This is a genomic window from Acinetobacter sp. ANC 4973 (assembly GCF_002135275.1).
Classification (GTDB): domain Bacteria; phylum Pseudomonadota; class Gammaproteobacteria; order Pseudomonadales; family Moraxellaceae; genus Acinetobacter; species Acinetobacter kyonggiensis.
The window spans coordinates 146,748-166,641 of record NZ_NEGM01000005.1 but is presented as its reverse complement, the minus strand read 5'-3'; the positions used below and the strand labels follow the sequence as shown (position 1 = coordinate 166,641).

Annotated in this window: 17 protein-coding genes; 9 read left to right on the top strand and 8 right to left on the bottom strand. The window is 37.6% G+C overall.

Translation table 11 applies throughout. The features are described 5' to 3' along the window. Positions 1-141: 141 nt before the first annotated feature. A complete protein-coding gene (locus B9T30_RS08110) occupies positions 142-348 on the bottom strand; it encodes a KTSC domain-containing protein (RefSeq protein WP_086184528.1) in 207 nt (68 codons plus the stop codon). A gap of 314 nt (positions 349-662) precedes the next feature. Here B9T30_RS08110 and B9T30_RS08105 point away from each other — a divergent pair, with 314 nt between their 5' ends. After that, positions 663-1,436: a glucose 1-dehydrogenase gene (locus tag B9T30_RS08105; RefSeq protein ID WP_086184527.1), complete on the top strand. Its 774-nt coding sequence runs from the start codon at positions 663-665 to the stop codon at positions 1,434-1,436. An 89-nt stretch (positions 1,437-1,525) separates the two neighbouring features. Here B9T30_RS08105 and ahpC read toward each other — a convergent pair whose 3' ends face one another. Continuing rightward, positions 1,526-2,089, bottom strand: a complete 564-nt coding sequence (ahpC, locus tag B9T30_RS08100) for an alkyl hydroperoxide reductase subunit C (RefSeq protein WP_004648718.1) — start codon at positions 2,087-2,089, stop codon at positions 1,526-1,528. Positions 2,090-2,619: 530 nt separating this feature from the next. Between ahpC and B9T30_RS08095 the strand changes: the two genes are divergently transcribed. The 6 genes from B9T30_RS08095 to B9T30_RS08070 all read left to right on the top strand — a co-directional run bounded on the left by B9T30_RS08095 (position 2,620) and on the right by B9T30_RS08070 (position 13,745). Next, the gene (locus B9T30_RS08095; protein WP_413772564.1) at positions 2,620-6,585 is read left to right on the top strand and encodes a DUF3418 domain-containing protein; all 3,966 of its coding nucleotides are present in this window, start codon (positions 2,620-2,622) and stop codon (positions 6,583-6,585) included. Between the two features lie 33 nt (positions 6,586-6,618). Further along, the gene (locus B9T30_RS08090) at positions 6,619-7,728 is read left to right on the top strand and encodes a beta-ketoacyl-ACP synthase III (RefSeq protein WP_086184525.1); all 1,110 of its coding nucleotides are present in this window, start codon (positions 6,619-6,621) and stop codon (positions 7,726-7,728) included. A 392-nt stretch (positions 7,729-8,120) separates the two neighbouring features. Further along, complete coding sequence (locus tag B9T30_RS08085; protein ID WP_086184524.1) at positions 8,121-10,139, top strand: hypothetical protein; 2,019 nt, start codon at positions 8,121-8,123, stop codon at positions 10,137-10,139. An 88-nt stretch (positions 10,140-10,227) separates the two neighbouring features. Continuing rightward, the gene (locus tag B9T30_RS08080) at positions 10,228-11,943 is read left to right on the top strand and encodes an AAA family ATPase (RefSeq protein WP_086184523.1); all 1,716 of its coding nucleotides are present in this window, start codon (positions 10,228-10,230) and stop codon (positions 11,941-11,943) included. A 118-nt stretch (positions 11,944-12,061) separates the two neighbouring features. Continuing rightward, positions 12,062-13,045: an ion transporter gene (locus tag B9T30_RS08075; RefSeq protein ID WP_086184708.1), complete on the top strand. Its 984-nt coding sequence runs from the start codon at positions 12,062-12,064 to the stop codon at positions 13,043-13,045. Between the two features lie 247 nt (positions 13,046-13,292). Further along, a complete protein-coding gene (locus tag B9T30_RS08070; protein ID WP_086184522.1) occupies positions 13,293-13,745 on the top strand; it encodes a hypothetical protein in 453 nt (150 codons plus the stop codon). A 49-nt stretch (positions 13,746-13,794) separates the two neighbouring features. Here B9T30_RS08070 and B9T30_RS08065 read toward each other — a convergent pair whose 3' ends face one another. Both B9T30_RS08065 and B9T30_RS16795 read right to left on the bottom strand, forming a co-directional pair. Next, on the bottom strand, positions 13,795-14,739 hold the full coding sequence (locus tag B9T30_RS08065; protein WP_086184521.1) for a 3-carboxyethylcatechol 2,3-dioxygenase: 945 nt from the start codon (positions 14,737-14,739) through the stop codon (positions 13,795-13,797). Positions 14,740-15,147: 408 nt separating this feature from the next. After that, entirely contained in the window at positions 15,148-15,279 is a 132-nt protein-coding gene (locus tag B9T30_RS16795; protein WP_264754377.1) for a hypothetical protein, read from the bottom strand. A gap of 205 nt (positions 15,280-15,484) precedes the next feature. Between B9T30_RS16795 and B9T30_RS08055 the strand changes: the two genes are divergently transcribed. Continuing rightward, a complete protein-coding gene (locus tag B9T30_RS08055) occupies positions 15,485-16,405 on the top strand; it encodes a LysR family transcriptional regulator (RefSeq protein ID WP_086184520.1) in 921 nt (306 codons plus the stop codon). Between the two features lie 238 nt (positions 16,406-16,643). Here B9T30_RS08055 and B9T30_RS08050 read toward each other — a convergent pair whose 3' ends face one another. After that, positions 16,644-17,096 (bottom strand): DUF441 domain-containing protein, encoded by a 453-nt coding sequence (locus B9T30_RS08050; RefSeq protein WP_086184519.1) that lies wholly within the window; start codon positions 17,094-17,096, stop codon positions 16,644-16,646. Positions 17,097-17,236: 140 nt separating this feature from the next. Between B9T30_RS08050 and B9T30_RS08045 the strand changes: the two genes are divergently transcribed. Further along, entirely contained in the window at positions 17,237-17,947 is a 711-nt protein-coding gene (locus tag B9T30_RS08045; protein ID WP_086184518.1) for a pseudouridine synthase, read from the top strand. Here the strand turns inward: B9T30_RS08045 and B9T30_RS08040 are convergent. From B9T30_RS08040 to B9T30_RS08030, 3 genes are all read right to left on the bottom strand, one after another. Next, positions 17,944-18,384, bottom strand: coding sequence for a GNAT family N-acetyltransferase (locus B9T30_RS08040; RefSeq protein ID WP_086184517.1), 441 nt, complete (start codon positions 18,382-18,384; stop codon positions 17,944-17,946). The two genes, B9T30_RS08045 and B9T30_RS08040, sit on opposite strands and share 4 nt — an antisense overlap. Before the next feature lie 91 nt (positions 18,385-18,475). Continuing rightward, positions 18,476-18,811 (bottom strand): type II toxin-antitoxin system RelB/DinJ family antitoxin, encoded by a 336-nt coding sequence (locus B9T30_RS08035; RefSeq protein ID WP_086184516.1) that lies wholly within the window; start codon positions 18,809-18,811, stop codon positions 18,476-18,478. A gap of 115 nt (positions 18,812-18,926) precedes the next feature. Beyond that, positions 18,927-19,832, bottom strand: a complete 906-nt coding sequence (locus tag B9T30_RS08030; RefSeq protein WP_086184515.1) for a pseudouridine synthase — start codon at positions 19,830-19,832, stop codon at positions 18,927-18,929. Positions 19,833-19,894: the final 62 nt, after the last annotated feature.

Below are 19,894 nucleotides of genomic sequence, written 5' to 3'. Positions count from 1 at the left end.
GCTGCTTCTGACAGCAATGAGATTGCCGATATAAGGCATTTTTTAATCAATACAGATTGTAAAAATGTTCAAACTAATATTTGAACATTTTTATGTTATATGTTGCTCTTACCACTCTGGTTTTTTTGCATATTTTTTAATTTATTGAATTGAAATGCGAGTGAAATGCACATCGTATTCTAAGTACTTGTGTACAAAGGCTGTTTTGTCACTACAGCGCAACAAATTATTATAGATAAATTCAGGCACAGGGTGGTACAGCTCTCCTGAGCCATTATTATAAAAAATTTTTAAATACCGTGAAGATGCATTGTATTTATAAGAAGTTACGATAAGTAATGTTCCCATAAGCAACTCCTTTTTCTTCTTTTTTATAGACTTTTTTTGCGACCTTTGTTTTATTTAAAGGTAATGAAAAAGACCTGATGAATGTATAGCAAATTTGTAACAGGAAAATAAAAGCAAACAAGTAAGTGCAATATACAAAAAAGAAATAATAATTGAAAAGAGCTCAATCAATTTTAAATTTCTGGTTTATTGAAAGTTAATAAAATGTTACCTATGCAGTTAAATCTAGATATCAAAAAGTTATGCAATGATATAAAACTAATCAAGATGATGGTATTTCTTCACTCATATAAAATTTTATAAAAGGTATCAGCATGAAAATGAATGAGCTTTTTAACCTGAAAGATAAAGTCGCTATTGTTACAGGGGGTGCGGATGGTATTGGTAAGGCAACGGCATTACTTTTAGCAGAAGCAGGTGCACATATTGTTATTGCTGATTTAAATATAGAAAAAGCTCAAAAAGTGGTGGAAGAGGTTGAGCAAATAGGCGTACGAGCTTTAGCTGTGCAATGTAATATTTTAGATGATCAGAGTCTGGTTGATCTTGTTGATTTAACCGTGAAAACTTTTGGTACGGTCAATATTTTAATTAACAATGCAGGTGGTGGAGGTGGAGGGCGTGAAAATCCTTTTCAAATTACCATTGATGACATTAAACGTGATTATGAGCTTAATGTATTTAGCGGTTGGCGTTTAAGTCAGTTATGTGTACCGCATATGAAAAAATCAGGTTATGGCTCTATTGTAATGACGTCTTCAATGTCTAGTAAAAATACATCTCCAGATATGAGTGGCTATGGAAGCTCTAAAGCTGCTGTCAACCATATGGTAGCGAACTTAGCCTTTGATTTTGGCCCAGACGTTCGAATTAATGCTGTAGGACCTGGGGCAACGCGAACGGCTGCTTTGGCAAGTGTACTTACCCCAGAGATTGAAGCAAGAATGTTGCAACATACACCCATTAAAAGACTGGGAACGGCAGATGATATTGCTGGAGCGATATTGTATTTGGCTGCACCAATTTCATCGTGGGTGAGTGGACAAACCATTTTTGTAAATGGTGGCGGTGTTCAGACTTTAGATTAGAGTCTAATGTGATTAAGTTAATAAAAATTTAAGCAATAAAAAACCACGCTAAAAGCGTGGTTTTTTGAATCAGTTCAATCTAATCTAAATTAGATTTTACCCACTAAGTCGATTGAAGGCGCTAAAGTCGCATCGCCTTCTTGCCATTTAGCTGGGCAAACTTCACCTGGGTGAGCATGAACGTATTGAGCTGCTTTAACTTTACGAAGAAGTTCTGAAGCATCACGGCCAATACCACCAGCGTTGATTTCAACGATTTGGATTTTACCTTCAGGATCGATAACAAAAGTACCACGATCAGCAAGACCAGCAGATTCGATTAATACTTCAAAGTTTTTAGCAAGTGTCCAAGTTGGATCGCCTACCATTGGGTATTCAATTTTTTTGATTTCTGCTGAAGAATCGTGCCAAGCTTTATGAGTAAAGTGAGTGTCAGTAGAAACTGAGTAGATTTCAACGCCTAATTTTTTGAATTCAGCATAATTATCTGCAAGGTCGCCAAGTTCAGTTGGGCAAACAAAAGTGAAATCAGCTGGATAGAAGAAGAATACAGACCATTTTCCTTTAAGGTCAGCTTCAGTTACTTCAATAAATTGACCGTTAAGGAATGCTTGTGCTTTGAATGGTTTAACTTCTGTATTAATTAAGCTCATCATTGTCTCCATGATCGAGGTTTGTATTTAATTTCTAAAAGAATAGCGAATTTTTTGTTATTGCTGAAACAGTATTTTTACATCATTCAAATCGGAAAAACCGAATTAAGTGTTATGAAGCTTACAATTCCAGCAAATCTGATGTTTCTGCCTATTTTAGTCATACAAAGATGATGGACTAATGACAAAATATCAGTTCTTCAGCTTGCTTAAGAACATGAAGGTTCATGAACTAAAATTCAAGGGTAAATTTTTAAAATTAAATTCTTTTTCTGATTAAGACAATGTTATTAGGGGTAAATTATTCTTATAAAAAACAGTTTTGAACATGGTCAAAGTATGAAAACATTCGATTTTAGCTTGGGTCATGCGCTATTTTTATGCTTTTGAATATTCTTTTCATTAAACATAATGAATAAATATTATGTTGTCTTTCTCTCAAGAGCGTTACAGCGTAAAATATGTAGTTCAATTTTTTGTTTTGGGATAAGTTATCTGTGTTCAGTCATTTAAATGTAGATCAATGGGTCATGGCACGTGACCGTCATCGTTTAAATCGACTACGCAAAGGTAAAGATGCCAGTGAGGCGCAATATCAAGAACTTTTTGAAAAATCTAATCATAAAGTACGTGAACGTCTATCGCGGCTCCCAAATATTCGGTTAAATCAAGATTTACCCGTTACCCAATCTGCTGATCAACTGATAGAAGCCATTCAACAACATCAAGTGATTATTGTGGCAGGGGAAACAGGATCGGGGAAAACCACGCAGTTACCACAAATTGCCATGCTGGCTGGACGTGGTCTAACTGGGATGATTGGTCATACCCAACCGCGTCGTCTGGCGGCACGTAGTGTATCGCAGCGTATTGCCGAAGAAGTCGGTGAAAAACTGGGTGAGTCGATTGGTTTTAAAATCCGTTTTAATGAACAGGGATCGCAAGATTCGATTGTTCGTTTAATGACAGATGGTATTTTGTTGGCCGAACTGACGAATGATCGCTATTTAACCAAATACGACACCATTATTATTGATGAAGCGCATGAGCGTTCGCTCAATATCGACTTTATCATGGGCTATTTAAAACAGCTCCTGCATAAACGTCGTGATTTAAAAGTCATCATTACCTCAGCAACCTTAGATGTAAATCGCTTTAGCAGTTACTTTTTTGATGCCCCCGTTTTTGAAGTGGAAGGGCGAAGCTTTCCCGTAGAACTTCGTTATCGCCCCATTTCAGAAATGAGCATTGGTGGTAGTGATGATGATGAGTTTGATGACTTTGAAGAAAATTTGCCACGCGCAGTGGTGCAAGCGGTAGAAGAATGTTTTGCTGATGCGCAACAAAAGGGGCATCCTGAACATGCCGATATTCTAATTTTTGCCAGTACAGAACAAGAAATTCGCGAACTACAAGAAACCTTGCAAAAGCATGGCCCAAGGCATACGGAAATTTTACCGTTATATGCACGTTTAGCTTTAGCTGAACAACAAAAGATTTTTAGCCCAGGTGGTGGTGGACGACGCATTATTATTGCCACCAACGTTGCTGAAACGGCTCTAACCGTACCGAATATCCGTTATGTGATTGATAGTGGTTTTGCCCGTATTTCACGTTATAGCTATCGTTCACGGGTTCAGCGGTTACCGATTGAGGCTGTATCTCAAGCCGCAGCCAATCAGCGTAAAGGGCGTTGTGGTCGTATTGCACCGGGTGTGTGTATTCGCTTGTATTCAGAAGATGACTTTCAAAGTCGTCCTGAATTTACTGAACCTGAAATTAAGCGTACCAATCTCGCATCGGTGATTTTGCAGATGCAAAGTCTCAATTTAGGCGATTTAGAAAGTTTTGATTTTATTGAACCGCCAGATCATCGTTTGGTCAATGATGGCCGTAAGCTATTGATTGAACTTGGGGCAATGGTGGAGAAGAAAGCACTATCTCATAATCCCTCTAAATCCCCTACGCAAGGGGGAGATTTATCTGACAATAATCCCTCTAAAGGTGAAAATCCAAACGCAAATCCTCCTCTTGCGGAGAAAAACTCCTCATCCTTTGTTAAAGGAGGACTTCAAAGCAGTGGCTTAACTAAAATTGGTCAGCAAATGGCGAAGATGCCCATTGACCCACGTTTGGCACGAATGATATTAGGCGGTGCCCATTTTGGTGTGCTCAATGAAGTATTGATTATTGTTGCGGCACTTGCTGTGCAAGACCCACGTGAACGCCCAAATGATAAACAAACCCAAGCCGACCAAAAACATGCGTTATTTAAAGAAGGCGATTCTGACTTTTTGTTTTACATTAAGTTATGGGAAACTTTACAGAATAACCGTGAATCGATGAATGAAAATAAGCGTCGTAATTTTGCGCGTCAGCATTTTCTCAGTTGGTTGCGTTTACGTGAATGGAAAAAAACCCATGAACAACTTTCTGAATTGGCTCAAGGTTTAAAGCTTTCATTTAATGATAAAAAAGCCAGTTATGAAAACTTGCATCGTGCTTTATTGACTGGGTTGCTTTCGTTTATTGCCAATAAAACCGATGAAAAAAATGTCTATATGGCAGTGCGTCAGCAAAAAGCCCGAATTTTCCCTGCATCGACTTTACATAAAGGTGGTGCATCTTGGGTAATGGCATTTGAGATGGTAGAAACCTCACAAGTGTATTTACGGACTTTGGCGAAAATTGAACCTGAATGGATTCTACTGGCTGCCCCTGATTTGTTGAAGCATCATTATTTTGAGCCACATTGGTCGAAAAAAGCGGGCATTGTGAATGCCTATGATCAAATTTCATTGTTTGGTTTAATTATTGAACCGAAGCGTTTGATGAATTATGAAAAAGTTGATCAAGCTGCCGCACATGAAATCTTTTTGCGGGATGCTTTAACCACAGGTCATTTGGGTGTTACACCGCCATTCTTAAAACACAATTTACAGAAACTAGAAGAAGTAGAGCGTGTTGAGGATAAATTACGTCGTCGTGATTTGGTGGTGGATGAAGAAACCATTTATCAATTCTATGCGTCAAAAGTACCTGAGGAGGTCGCCAGCCGACGTGCCTTTGAAGATTGGCGAGCGACCATAGAACCGCAAAATCCACGTTATTTATTTGTTGATGATGATGCGTTGTGGATGAATGATCGTCCAACCACGCAGCAGTTTCCTGACTATCTGCATAATGGTTCATTGCGTTTCGCGGCAAGTTATCGCTTTGACCCAAGTCATGATGAAGATGGTGCCACGGTTAAAATTCCTGTACAGGCTTTGCCGCAGGTTGATGAAAATATTTGGTCATGGGGGATTCCTGGTTGGCGACAGGATTTGATTGAAGCCTTATTAAAGTCTTTACCAAAGGATAAACGTCGAAATTTGGTGCCTATTCCAGATACAGCACGTAAGTTGATGAAAGGCATTGATGCAGTACATTTACGTGAACACATTTTTAGCTACTTGGCATTTCAATTGCGCGCGGAGCAAATTACAGCGAAAGACTTTAGTTTTGAACGCATTGATCAGTATTTGTTGCCGTTTATTAAAGTGATTGATGAAAAAGGGCATGTGATTGAAAAAGGGCGTGATTTAGTTGAGTTGAAAGCCCGTTGCCGCACAGAAACACATAGTCCAGTCAAACAGCTTCAAGGTGAATTTAACACTTTCCCTGAGAGTTTTACTTTTGAAGCCTCACAGAAAGTCACAGGCGTGATTGTTAAGCAATATCAAGCTTTAGTTCCAGTGAAAGCATTTGCAGAACTGGATGCAAAAGATGAATCGGGTGTGGTGATTCAAACCTTTAATGATCAGGCTGAAGCCATTCGTCAGCACCGTGAAGGGGTGATTCGTCTGGTATATATGCAGTTGGGGGATTTAATTCGTCAACTGAAAAAACAGATTTCAAAACCGCTGGCTTTGGCATATTCGCCATTAGGTGATAAAGCCAAATTAGAGCAAATGTTGGTTTACGCCACCCTACAGATGGCAATAAAAGATCTTCCTGTCAATACTGAAGAGTTTCAAAATTTAATTTTAAATGTAAAAAAATCTTTCCTTACGCACGGACAAGAGGCATTATTAATACTGAGCGATATTTATATTCAATGGCAGGATATTCGTCGGAAATTGTTGGTTTTAGACGAATCTCTGTTTGGGAAAAATATTGATGACATTGAAGATCAGCTTGATTTAATGGCTCTTTCCAACTTTGTATATGTCAAATCTTCAGACATATGGCAGGAATTCCCTCGTTATTTGAAGGCGTTGGTCTTGCGTTTAGAGCGCTTGCCAAATAACCTACAAAGAGACAATTCTGCCATTGATCAAGTTGATCCGTGGATGGAAAAATTATTTAAGTTTAAAAATGATGCGCGCCTAAAAGAACTGTACTTCATGATTGAAGAATTTCGTATTTCTTTGTTCTCACAGCCAATGAAAACCAAGATGCCGATTTCTCCAACCAGATTGCAAAAAGTATGGAATCAATTAGGCATCGGTTAACATAGCGCGAGATTAGTTTAGTAGGAGTTTTACATGGGCATTCGTATTACAGGTACAGGCTTGTATCATCCAGAAGAAGCCATTACCAATGAAGAGTTAGTAACCAGTTTAAATGCTTATGTGGAACTGTTTAACCACGACAATGCTGACAAAATTGCAGCCGGTGAAGTAGAAGAACGTCGCGGTTCAAATGCTGAATTTATTGAAAAAGCATCTGGTGTTAAAAGCCGTTATGTTGCTGAAAAATCAGGTGTGTTAGATCCAAAACGCATGTATCCACGGTTACGTGAACGCAGTAATGATGAGCTTTCTATTCAAGCAGAATGGGGTGTGACTGCGGCTAAACAAGCGATGGAAAATGCAGGGGTAACGGCAGAAGATATCGATGTGGTTATTTTGTCATGTTCAAACATCCAGCGTGCTTATCCTGCTGTAGCCATTGAAATTCAATCTGCTTTGGGTATTCAAGGTTATGCTTATGACATGAATGTGGCATGTTCTGCTGCAACTTTTGGTTTAAAACAAGCCGCAGATGCCATCAAATGTGGCGCACGCCGTGTATTGTTAGTCAATGTCGAAATCACCTCGGGTCATACCGATTTCCGTTCACGTGACTGTCACTTCATTTTTGGTGATGTTGCAACAGCATCTATTATTGAAGATACGACCAGCAAAACTGGTTTTGAAATTTTAGATACGCATTTATTTACTCAATTTTCAAATAACATTCGCAACAACTTCGGCTATTTAAACCGTAGTGAAGATGCGGTGGTCGATGATAAATTGTTCAATCAAGATGGTCGTAAAGTTTTTAAAGAAGTTTGTCCGTTGGTGGCTAAAATCATTACTGCGCAACTTGAGAAAAATAATATTGCACCAACCAATGTGAAGCGTTTTTGGTTACACCAAGCCAATGCCAGCATGAATGATCTAATCTTGAAATATGTCGTGGGCAAAGATGCTGACCGTTCACTTGTACCGATTATTTTAGATGAATTTGCCAATACGTCTTCAGCAGGTGTAATTATTGCATTGCATCGTACTGCACACGAAGTTAATGATGGTGAATATGGTGTACTTTGCTCATTCGGTGCTGGTTATTCTGTTGGATCGATTCTTGTGCAAAAACATGTGGTTGGCTAAGTTATAAAGAAATAATAGGTGGGTCATCATACATTTACGCTGTGATTGATTCACTGAAGATTATTGTACTTATACAGTAAAGATAAAATGGTTATGGTTAGTATGGCTGACCATAGCCATTTTTATTTACCGATCTAACGTAATTTTATTTTCAATTTATGCCATGCCAAAATTCAATACATATTGAACATCTGAAAATGTGAACATCTTTTAATTTTGAAATTGGTATGGTTTTACCTATGTTATAGCCATATTTTTTATAATTGAATATCAAATAATTAACGATAAATACTGGTCGAGAGAGATTTGCTTAAATTTTCTAGTCAGCATACATTGTCTTCACTATATATTATTAAATTCACCGTAGGATGTGAGTTCAATGTGAGGCGAGTATGGGACAGGATCGTTTAGTACCGCAGTATCAATGGGTTGCAAAACAATTATTCAGAATTTCTAAAACACTCAATGAAATTTTTCAGGATCAGCTTAATATTGTTACTGATCTAAATGCACAAAATATGTTTCGGATTGATCAAGAGCAGCATTGTGTATACATCGCAAATGGTTTATTTCAACTGCAATTTTCTGCACCTACATCTACACCAGCGTCAGTTCAGGGTAGTATTTTATGTTGTGATTTTAATTATTGGGGGCAAAAAGCAGAATTGGTTGAAGAGTTTGTATTGCATGATCTGTATTTTTTGACTGGCGATTTAAAGCCACAACATTCTCTTTTTCTGCGTCAAAAGGCACAGCAGTTTCGGCAAGTTTTATTGGATCAAGTTTATTTATGGATCAATGGTGCTGAGCGGGTCAGTATTTTTTTAACACAGCTTTCTTTGCTTCAGGCTGAAATGATTGATCATCTGATGATAAAGGCTGATTTTTACCAGTCTGCTGTCTTGACGGATTGTGTGATAAATGAAACCCAAGTACCTGAATTAATTATTCAAATGTTGCAAGAGATTTGCTCCATTCAAGGCATTTGTGTGGATGAAATTCTACCAATACAGCCTTTAATGGAATGTTTGGATGATTTTTGTTTTAGTGCTGCTCAATTTTTACCTCGTCCCATGTACCGTATTTTGGCATTGTCATTTGAAGAGCGCTTTAATTTAAATGAGTTAATAGAACATCAAGATGATATCAATTTGCTCTATCGTCATGCAGAAGAGAAAAGCCATTTATTGGGTTTTGTTCGCTTAATGCGGCGCGAACTTTGGCAACGCGATGATTTATTGTCAAAGTATAATTTTCTTGATCTGAGCGCGATTGTTTGGCAAAAGAAGGTGGCAAAACTACCATTATTTGATTATCCGCGTACGGTGAACTGGTTGTTTAAGCAGTCAGCCGAAGTGTTGGATTGGATCAGCGCAAATATTCAACAAAGCAGTGTAAGGGTTGCTGTGACTGCACTTAGTTTTGTCGATACCAGTCAGGTTCATCCACAGATTATTTTAGCCACCTTACAGTATTTTCAGCATTCATCTGCACGCATGTTTATCCAGAGTTGTCATTATTTTGCCATGCAAGAAGCGTGGTTTAAACATGAAAATAATTATACCGTCATTCTAAAAGGACAAAGACAGTCTATTGAGGATCAGCGCATTGCCATTAGTCCATCTATTTTGTATTTAGATGAATGGATGGCATTGATGCGTAATGTTGCGAAAACAGATGATCAAATGGTGAAACATATCTATGTACGTTTAAGTCGGGTCATGCAAGCGTATATGTTGCATTTATACAAAATAACGCAAGCATTGCCTGAAGATTTTATGGGCTATCTTCGTCCCGAAACCCATCAAAATCGTGATTTTTATACGGTGTTGCAGCGCTATAAAATGCAGTTGGATCAGTTTAGACAAATTTTTTATTTACGTCATCGCTATACCCGAGTGTCGGTCTTTGATGCTTATGTACGCGATTATTTGGTTGATTATTTTACAGATAATAAAATTGTGCCTAAAAGTATTACGTGGATGGGGCTTTTTCATCAAGCGGTGCATTGGCATGATCAGATTCAAACACAAGAAATCATGAGCAAGTTAAAGAAAAATTTCGCCTTAGCGGTATGGCAGCCCATTACATTAAGAAAAAAGATCCAATTTTTAGATTGGTGTTTTGAAGAGCTGGCAGATTTAGAGCGAATTATTGAAGAATCGAAGCGGTGTCATCATTGTTTAGCGGCAAGTTATGCACAGCAAATTGTTGATGGGGAATATGTGGCTTTTCATATGTCATCTCAAACGGTTCAACAACATATGACATTGGGTTGTTATCTTCGAGAGGGGAAGCTGGTCTATGATCAGTTGGAATATTCCAATAATCGTAAAGCGGAAGCGCTTGTTGTGGATGTTGCAGTGCAATTTATTGCTTGGTTAAATTCACAGTTATTGTTGCTTAAGTGACATCTCGTGTCGTTTAACTTTTTTCTGGGCTTAACTTTTGAGGAAAAAATCGGTAGGCTATAGCCGTTAATTTATGGTTATAGGTCTTATGAAACAAGAAACTGCACTCAAGCTTTTAAAAGCGGGCGAAAATGTCTTTTTAACAGGTTCGGCTGGTGCAGGGAAAACCTATACACTCAATCAGTACATCAATTATTTGAAAGCGCGTAAAGTACCTGTTGCGATTACCGCTTCAACAGGTATTGCTGCAACCCACATGAATGGAATGACCATTCATACATGGGCAGGCATTGGTATCAAAGATTTTTTATCTGATGCCGATTTAAAAAATATGAAAGAACGTAAATATTTAAAAGAGCATTTAGAAAATGCCCAAGTGCTGATTATTGACGAAATTTCAATGTTGCATGCCAAACAACTAAATTTGGTTAATCAAGTTTTAAAATATTTTAAAGAAAGTGATGATGCTTTTGGTGGTGTTCAAGTCATTGTTGCGGGTGACTTTTTTCAGTTACCACCAGTCGGTAAAAAAGATGAGAACAATCGTGATAAGTTCTGCTTTATGTCAGAAGCTTGGGTGGAAGCGAAATTTCGGGTTTGTTATTTGACCGAACAACATCGTCAAGGCAACGATTATTTAAATGACATCTTAAATGCGATTCGTAGTCAAAGTATTACCACGGAACATCTGCAAGCTTTAGAGCAAACCAATCAACAAAATATTGGTGAAACCTTTACCCGTTTATACACCCATAATATGGATGTCGATGCGATTAACTTTAAACATCTGAATGCGATTGAGGCGGATGGTCGCCAATTTGATGCGGTATGTGATGGTAATGACAAGTTAATTGAAACATTGAAATCTTCAGTTCGTGCGCCTGAAAATTTAACCTTAAAGAAAAATGCCAAAGTGATGTTTGTAAAAAACAACTTTGATATGGGGTATATCAACGGTAGTTTAGGTGAAGTGATTGGTTTTGAAGAAGACGATGATCATGGCATTTTACCTAAAGTAAAACTCACCGATGGCACTGTGCTTGTGGTCGAGCCTGAAACATGGTCTGTGGATAATGATGCAGGTAAAACCATTGCCAGTTTTCAGCAAATTCCACTGCGTTTAGCATGGGCCATTACCATTCATAAATCACAAGGTATGACCTTGGAAGCTGCGGAAATTAACCTGAGCCATACTTTTGAGAAAGGGCAAGGTTATGTTGCCATATCACGCCTGAAAGCCTTAAATGGCCTAAAACTGCTTGGGATTAATCAACAGGCACTTGAGTTAGATAGTTTAGCCATTAAAGCAGATCGACGCTTTCAGGAATTGTCAGCTGAAGCAGAAACTCATTTCGAGTTGATTGATTTAATCCCGCAACATAAAGCATTTATTCGTCATTGTGGCGGGACATTGAATGAAACAGAAATTCAGCGTAATGAAAAGAAAATTGCTAAAAGTAGTGGTAAAACCAATTACGCCACTGCAACACTTGATGAAACGCGTGCACTTTTTGAAGGAGGTTATGAAATTCAAGATATTGCGGTTGAACGTGGCTTAACACCCGCGACAATTATCAATCATTTGGCTAAATTGCACAAAGAGCAAGGCTTAGATATTTCTGTGGCTCATCCGGGGGATGAAGTGGTTGAGCAAGTGCGTAAAATTTATAAACGCTTAATGAAACGTCAAAGTGCTGAAAACTTTAGTGAAGAAGGGGCAATTAAACTACGTCCTATTGTAGAAGCGACTAACCCGCGTATGGGTTATGATCAGGTACGTTTAGCCCTTCTTTTTGTCGAATAGTATTGAGGATTATCAGTTTAAAGCACTGCAATCTATGATTAATTTTTGGAAAATTTCATATTCCAAGACTCAAGTTGCGCTACACTGGAAAAATCTTATTCAACAGCAACCCACGAATATGGAATTCAACGCGTGGTACAAGCTTCGCAGATTTGTTTATGATAATTTGCATAACGATGACTATGAAAGTACTTTTAGTCGTTACGTAAATGTCTTTCTTATTTTATTGATTATTGCTAATACGGTTGCTGTTTTACTGGAATCAATTAACGATATTTATCTGTCGTACCAAGTGTTTTTTGATGCTTTTGAATTATTTTCCATCTTTGTTTTTACAGCCGAATATTTATTACGATTTTGGGCGGTTGCTGAAAAAAATCCGTTTAATAATGCATGGCAAAATAGATGGTTGTGGGTGCGAAGTGGTGGTGCCATCATCGACTTACTTTCAATTTTACCTGCATACATTAACTTCTTTGTACATATTGATTTACGTTTCCTACGCATCCTCAGATTATTTAGACTGCTTAAGCTGACCCGTTATTTTGTATCGTTGCAAATTTTATTGCGTGTGATTGAACGTGAAAAGGGCTCCTTTCAAGCGGTTATTTTTATTTTACTGATTATGATTGTGATGGCAGCAGCTGGGGTGTATGTCGTTGAAAATAAAGCACAGCCCGAAGTATTTAGTTCAATTCCTGCTTCTATGTGGTGGGCTGTGGTCACACTGACGACAGTGGGTTATGGTGATGTTACGCCAATCACGCCATTGGGTAGGTTCCTTGGGGCGCTGATTACGATTTTAGGTGTTGGTTTGGCGGCACTTCCCGCTGGTATTTTGGCGAATGGTTTAGCGAGTGAACTTGAGCTGCGTAAGCAAAAGTTGGAATTAAAATTTCGTGAACTTTTACAGGTCGCTGAAATTGATTTTTTTGCTGATGAAGAAAAAATTGAAAACTTGCGTAAAGAAGTGGGTCTGACTGTTGAGCAAACGCAGGATATTTTATTACAGCTCATTCGTGAGCGTAAGGAAGAAGAATTAGAGCAAGAAAGGAATAAATATTGTTTTTGCCCGCATTGTGGACATAAGTTGCCTGACTAAAGTTTGAACTTCATAGCAAACATCAATCCAGCACTTCTTCAAGTTTATTGTTAATTTTGGCTTTACGAACGACTTGTATTGATTAAAAAACAACTTGTGAAAGAGGTCTAGTCTTTATAAAAAAATTAGTATAATGACTGGATTTAATTACGCTTAACTAAAAATAATGTTCGAAATTAATGTGATAAATGAATATATTAGCTATGTATAAGGAAAGCACATTATTAAATAATAAGAGTAAGTCATAATGAATAAAATATTTGTAATTTTAGGGATCACTTTTGCCGCAATTTTAAATACAAGTTGCGCGGTTGTGATGGCAAGTAAGCAACCCACAAAGAAGAATATAGACATGTTATCTGTTGGTATATCAAGAAGTTTGGTGGTTGCTGAGTTAGGGGCACCGATTACATCTGAATACAAGAATGGTCAACGCTATGAAATTTATACATTTACTCAAGGTTATTCTAAAGCAGCTAAAGTAGGTAGAGCATTTTTTCATGGCGCAGCCGATGTTGCGACTATGGGATTGTGGGAACTTATAGGAACACCAACGGAAACTGTAATGAACGGTCAAAAAACGTCTTATGAAATGATTTTTGATGAAAATGATCGTTTATTAACAGCCCAGTTATTAACTTTAGATGGAAATAGTGAGTCCAAAGCAAAGCAGGAGAAAGCTTTATTTAATGATAAATAGATAAAGTCGAAAAGCTAAAAAAGAGGAAGTATTTGCTCCCTCTTCTTGATCATTTAGGTTCTGCTGTCATCATGCCCATGCCAGCGATCCATTCTTGAATCGGTTCATAATAATGGATTTCAGAATTATATTCACCGTAGGCTGAAAGTGCTGCAAAAGCTGCAATCCATGCTCTGATTTCTTGACCACCACGCCCACCATCACGACGAATTTCATCATTGGTCATTTGGGCTAAATAATCAAAATCTGCATTTTTAAAGCGCTGTAGCAAATCTTTATCCCACTCAGGATTGAGCGGTAAGGCTGCTGATAAATCACCTTCTGCCAAACGTTGACCAACTGCAATGACTTTGGATTGGCGATGCTCACGTGCCTCTGGAGTGGGATTACGCCCAGCGATAAGAAATTCCTGCACTTCAGTGGGTGCCGTTTGAATTTGTGGTGTTGGAGGATCATGGGATAAGCCACCCGATCCAATAATTAAAATTCGTTCATCCAAGGTCTTAAGGTATTCACCTATTACTTTGCCCAGTTCAATGACTCGTTTGATTCGTGGCATAGGCGCAGCAGCCGCATTAATAAACACAGGAATCACGGGATAACGATCCAGTTGACCTTCACAAAGTAAGTCTAGTGGCTGAGTAAAACCATGATCGGCTTGCATACGGTATGAATAAGAAAGATCAATTCCATGATATAGACAGTGTTCAATTAAGCTAAGCGCTTGACCTTCTGGCACATTTAATGGCGCTGGTCCATAGTTCCAGTCCCCAGCGGCCTGTGCTCGAACACCTACGCAAAATGCAGGCATAAGGTCATAAAAGAAGCCATTAAAATGATCTGGGCCAAAAGAAATAATTAAAGTTGGATTATATGCTTTGACTTGATTGGCTAACTTTTGAAAAGTGGCTCGTGCTGAAGCCTCAATTTCTGCAGGGGGAGATGCAAAATCAAGTAATGGGGTGTGGGATACACAAATGAGTTTTATGGGCACTATTTTCTCTCACATCTACATTTGTTAATCATTGCAGCTTAAGTTTAAATGCTTGTGGAAATACAATATTTATCTTAGATCAAACCATAGTAAAAATATTGGTATTGGATTTATTTGTCGATGTTTTATTTTTTTAAGATATTGAAAATATTTATATATTTTATTTTTGGATCATTTGAAGTTGTGGGTTGTAATAAAGTTTAACTCGAAGTAATTGAGTATTTTGATACTGCTAAGACCAAAGTTTTAAATTCATTTGAAACTTAAGCATGAGAGATGGAGAGTCCCTGTGTTGACCCAAAGATGTTCAGCAGGAATGGTTTGTAAAGCACTATCAATTTGCGCCACTGTTACGTTTAGATGCTTCATTGAAACGTGTAGGAATGAAACCTAAACGTACAACAGACGTTAAAATATTGTCATAAAAAAGTCACCTACAGTAATGTATGAAAGCTCAGCATTAACTTGCAATTGCCAATTTGTTGCTTCTACTGCTTGAGCCTTTGCTAAAAATTCAGCTTGGGTTGTTTCACCTTTCAATATGATTCTTCCGCAAATTTAAGTTCGCATTTTGCACCCACACGTGGGTAGCCAAGAATATGAGAAGTAATCGTTATGATGTTTTTCTAAAGGAGCTGTTTTTCTTTGAAAATATCATTGAATAAAATTAAACATGAAATAAACTAATTAATCTTATGCTAAGATGAGATATATTCATTAGTATAAATTTATTGGTTCTTTGTTCATGCTAGAAATTCGCCATTTGAAAACTTTAACTGCTTTACGTGAGCACGGTTCATTGGTCGCTGCTGCCAATGATTTGTGTTTAACACCTTCGGCTATTTCACATCAATTGAAAGAATTAGATCATTGGTATGGGGTGGAAGTGGTCAATCGTCGTAGTCGACCTGTCACATTTTCCAATGTAGGGCAACGTATACTTAAGCTTGCTGATGATGTCTTGCCGCAAATTCAAATTACTCAGACAGATATTACTCGGATTGTGCATGGTCAGACGGGGCGAATTATTTTTTCATCTGAATGCCATAGTTGTTTTGATTGGCTCATGCCTTTATTGAATCAATATCGTCATATGTATCCTGATGTGGATCTAGACTTTGCTTCAGGTTTTGAATCAAATCCACATGAACTGCTGCAAAATGCAGAATTTGATATGTTGATTACCGCTGATCCTATTGCTTTAAAAGGTATTGAGTATTTTCCGATTTTTGAATATGAATCCCGTTTGGTTTTATCCAATACGCATCCTTTGGTTAGAGCAGAACGTGTTACGGTACAAGAGTTGGCAGAAGAAACTTTAATTACTTATCCTGTGGATAAGCACCGTTTAGATATTATGGCTAAATTATTTATTCCTGCCAATATTTTGCCAAAGCATATTCGGACAACCGATTTAACCCAAATGTTGATTCAACTGGTCGCAAGTGGTCGTGGAATTGCAGCATTACCAGATTGGGTAGTGAATGAGTATGAGCAAAAAGGCTGGGTAACTTCCCGTCGTTTAGATTGCGTTTCATCTACAGGATTACGTCGTACCTTATATGCAGGTTATCGAATAGAAGAGAAAGAAAAAAGTTACTTTGAAGGTTTTTTAAAGCAACTGACCAAGTTCTCTCAAAAGCGTAATCAATACTATTCTGCATAATCGGATCCATCTTTATTTAGAATATTGAGAAAGTTAATACACAGATGAGTTGAATGATTAATTCATCTGTTTTTTATATTTTAAGCCCAAACAAATAAAATGAATTATTTGATATAAAAATGATAAAGAGAGCGGATATTTTTTTCGGGGGTACTGTGATTTTAACTTTAAGATACAGTGAGCTGATTATATTTAATTCTGATTAAATTTTAACGAGCCGACAGAGCAGCTCGCTTTTTTATGAAGATCCAATAAAGAGTGTCAGTATACCTGCGGCAATTAAAGGCCCCACAGGGACACCGCGCAAGACAGCAACACCAGCAACCGTACCAATAAGCAAGCCTGCAACCACATCAGGTTGATTGGTCATGAGTTTAACCCCACGGCCACCCAGCCACGCCACTAAAAGACCAATTGCGATTGCAAGTAAAGACTTCCAGCTCATAAATGATTTTAAAATAGCGTCACCTGGAATTTTTCCACTAGCGATAGGGGTGAGTACGCCAATGGTCAGAATAATAATGCCAATATTTAAACCATGTTGTTGTAAATAAGGAAAAAACTCACTCAGTGGTGTAATTCGGAAAACAATCAGTACTCCAGCTGCAATAGTGACAGCATTATTATGGCTGAAGATGCCACAAGCCAATAAAACCAAGAGTACGATGAGATTTAAATCTAAATTAGACATTACTTTTGCAGGAGATTAGGAAAGATCATGTCTATTGTATAGGGTTTTAAACCTAGATTTGCTTTAAAGCGCACGAACAATAAAATTAGTCTTCATTTCAGTATAGAATGCGCTTTTCATGCGAGTTAAAAGGGTTGTTTATGTTCTTGGAAAAGATGTTGCAGTCGCAAGGTTTTGGTTCACGCAAACATTGCCAGCAGCTCATAAAAAATGGAGCGATTGCTATCCAAGGTGAGGTCATGACCAATGCAAAACATAAACTTGATTTGAATGATTTAACCTTTTCGGTTTATGGTGAACGTTTTGATTATCGTGAAAATGTTTATATTGCCTTAAACAAGCCACAAGATTATGAATGTTCACATCAAGCAACGCATCATTTTAGTGTGTTTGATTTATTCGATGATGTGTTAATGAACCGTGGTTTGCAATGTGTTGGTCGTTTGGATCAGGACACGAGCGGACTTTTATTGTTGACCGATGATGGTCAATTTCTACAGGCTTTAACACACCCAAAAAAACACGTCGCGAAAGTATATCGAATGCAAACGGCCGATCCTGTGACCGAACAACAAATGCAGCAATTGAGACAGGGTGTCGAATTACGCAATGAATCGGGGAGTTTTGCCGCAACAGATGTGATGAAAATTGCAGAACACGAATTACAGATGACCATCCATCAGGGGGTTTATCATCAAGTGAAGCGGATGTTAGCGGCGGTGGGAAATAAAGTTGAACAATTGCATCGTCAGCAAATTGGCGCTTTGGAGCTTCCAGATTTAGAGCAAGGGAAGTGGATTTATCTTAGGTCAGAACAAGTAGAGCTTGCCAAAACACGTATGTCTATTTAAAGGAAACAATGATAGGTTTGAAACTCATCATCTTTGATAAAGCCCATTTGTTCATAAAGTTGATGTGATTGATAATTATTTTTTGCTGTTTGTAGGCTAATGTGCTGTGCATTTGCATGTCTTGCAAATAAAATTGCAGTATCAATCAATTGTTTTGCTGAACCCTGACGACGATACGTTGGGGTGACATAAACATCATCCAAAATATAATAGGTCGAGCAAGCCACAGAAGAAAAGCCCATATACAGTAAAATAAAACCAGTCAAAACATCATCTTTTACATGAATAAAAATAACACTTTCTTCATTTTGAAAGCGCTGTTTTAAAAACTGATAGGACAGGTTTGAATTTGAAGATGCGCCGTAAAATTGTCGATATTCATCGAATAAAACAGCAAGTGGATGTAAATCCTCCAAAGTTGCACGTCTTACGATCATCTGACACTCCATGCTTTTTTATCTTCTTTGCATGAAGCATACCTAAGTTTTTATGAGATTTTTTTAAATTTTGTTTGTAAATGCAACACTGTTAAGTTTTGTCACTTTCACCCAAAATTGCATTCAATTCCTCAAATAAATCGAAATGATCATCATCTAAAATAAATTCTTGATCGGTCATAATAGATTGTTCTATATCATTATTTAAAGTATTTTGCTGTTGCTTTAATTTGCGAACTTTATTGAGCTGATCTAGATTTATGCTCTGATTTTCAATTGAAAATGGGATGGATTTGGTTAAGACGACTTGTTTAAAAAAAAGTCGCACGGCTTGTGCAGGCGTAATCCCCAGTTGCTTAAATACAGCAAAAGCATGCTTTTTTTCTTGGGAGTCAAGTCTTATCTGATAAACTTCTGTTTTTCTCATAATTTTTTGATTACATCTAATTACTTAACTTTTCAGCATTTATTTTAATCAAATCTAATGTAATTTCAATATTCATACACGATATTTACCAAAATAATTTGTAATGACAAGCATATTACAATGTCAATTCGAAATGTGATGAAAATGCCATTTCTTGTAAAGTAATCGGATCATTGAAACGAATATGCTTTGCAAGCAGCTGAAGCGGGGCTGAAAAGTCATCTTCCCTTTTGTGTTGCACCACTGGATAGAACGGATCATTTTTTATTGCAATACCTAAACTGTTTAAATGAACGCGTAATTGATGCTGCTTTCCTGTAATGGGTTGCAGTTGATATTTACCCCAAGCGGTATTGTGTTCGAGTAAATCAATTTCCGTTTCACTGTTTACAGTTCCAGCAACCACTTGCATGGTATAGAACGGTTCACCTTTTTGCATTCTTAAGCGAGTACAACACGGAAATGTTAGATCTGCATGAAAAGGTGCAATGGCATGATAGGTTTTTTGAACTTCACGTAGCGCAAACATTTGTTGATAAATTGCTCGTGTGGCTGCTTGTTTAGAGAATAAAACCACGCCCGCCGTTTCACGATCTAGACGGTGAATGGGCGTTAAAAATTCATTACCCGTTTGTTTTTTTAAACGAACCAAAAGTGTTTCTTGGACGTATTGACCTGTTGGGCTAATGGTTAAAAAATGTGGTTTATCGATCACTAATAAATGTTCATTTTCAAATAAAATTTCATGCTCAAAGGGAACATGTATTTCATGTGCTAAAAAACGATAGTAAAACACATGATTATTTTCAATATAGGGCGAATCGCAGCCTAAGATATTACCTATAGCATCATAAATTAAATCATCGTTAAAGCGTTGTTGCCATTCGGTTGCTGCAATGTGTGGAAATTGCTGGCAGAGATATTGATAGAGACTTTGAGGTGTAGGTAAAATTTTCGGCAAAAATACTTTGCTTGCACTTACGCCATCAAGCATGGGGGGGGTAAATTCAGTCTGAGTCATGTGGTGTATCGTGCGTATCAATCAATAAAAACTACAATGAATGTAGGAAAAGTTACACATTT

Coding starts and splice junctions, on each gene's coding strand:
- B9T30_RS08110 (WP_086184528.1), bottom strand. CDS start 348: ATGGGAACATTACTTATCGTAACTTCTTATAAATACAATGCATCTTCA.
- B9T30_RS08105 (WP_086184527.1), top strand. CDS start 663: ATGAAAATGAATGAGCTTTTTAACCTGAAAGATAAAGTCGCTATTGTT.
- ahpC (WP_004648718.1), bottom strand. CDS start 2,089: ATGAGCTTAATTAATACAGAAGTTAAACCATTCAAAGCACAAGCATTC.
- B9T30_RS08095 (WP_413772564.1), top strand. CDS start 2,620: ATGGCACGTGACCGTCATCGTTTAAATCGACTACGCAAAGGTAAAGAT.
- B9T30_RS08090 (WP_086184525.1), top strand. CDS start 6,619: ATGGGCATTCGTATTACAGGTACAGGCTTGTATCATCCAGAAGAAGCC.
- B9T30_RS08085 (WP_086184524.1), top strand. CDS start 8,121: ATGGGACAGGATCGTTTAGTACCGCAGTATCAATGGGTTGCAAAACAA.
- B9T30_RS08080 (WP_086184523.1), top strand. CDS start 10,228: ATGAAACAAGAAACTGCACTCAAGCTTTTAAAAGCGGGCGAAAATGTC.
- B9T30_RS08075 (WP_086184708.1), top strand. CDS start 12,062: ATGGAATTCAACGCGTGGTACAAGCTTCGCAGATTTGTTTATGATAAT.
- B9T30_RS08070 (WP_086184522.1), top strand. CDS start 13,293: ATGAATAAAATATTTGTAATTTTAGGGATCACTTTTGCCGCAATTTTA.
- B9T30_RS08055 (WP_086184520.1), top strand. CDS start 15,485: ATGCTAGAAATTCGCCATTTGAAAACTTTAACTGCTTTACGTGAGCAC.
- B9T30_RS08050 (WP_086184519.1), bottom strand. CDS start 17,096: ATGTCTAATTTAGATTTAAATCTCATCGTACTCTTGGTTTTATTGGCT.
- B9T30_RS08045 (WP_086184518.1), top strand. CDS start 17,237: ATGTTCTTGGAAAAGATGTTGCAGTCGCAAGGTTTTGGTTCACGCAAA.
- B9T30_RS08040 (WP_086184517.1), bottom strand. CDS start 18,384: ATGATCGTAAGACGTGCAACTTTGGAGGATTTACATCCACTTGCTGTT.
- B9T30_RS08035 (WP_086184516.1), bottom strand. CDS start 18,811: ATGAGAAAAACAGAAGTTTATCAGATAAGACTTGACTCCCAAGAAAAA.
- B9T30_RS08030 (WP_086184515.1), bottom strand. CDS start 19,832: ATGACTCAGACTGAATTTACCCCCCCCATGCTTGATGGCGTAAGTGCA.